We start from the raw sequence: 336 nt of genomic DNA on the forward strand, positions 1-336 counted from the left end.
ACTGAAACATCTAAGTAGCCGGAGGAAGAGAAAACAAAAGTGATTCCGTCAGTAGTGGCGAGCGAACGCGGAAGAGCCTAAACCGTCGGGTTTACCCGGCGGGGTTGTGGGGCGTCTCACATGGAGTTACAAAGGATGGATGTAGATGAACAGTCTGGGAAGGCTGACCATAGGGCGTGACAGTCGCGTAATCCAAACATTCATCCCTCCGAGACCAACCCCGAGTAGCACGGGACACGTGAAATCCCGTGTGAATCTGGCAGGACCATCTGCTAAGGCTAAATACTCCCTAGCGACCGATAGCGAACCAGTACCGTGAGGGAAAGGTGAAAAGCA

The 336-nt window shown here is 53.0% G+C and carries 1 other annotated feature (only partly in view).

The window, feature by feature from the left end:
• Window positions 1–336 (forward strand) — a sequence feature (most likely nonfunctional fraction of RNA operon); it begins 253 nt to the left of the window's first position.

This window comes from Brevibacillus sp. GCM10020057 (genome assembly GCF_042683565.1).
Taxonomy (GTDB): Bacteria; Bacillota; Bacilli; order Brevibacillales; family Brevibacillaceae; genus Brevibacillus.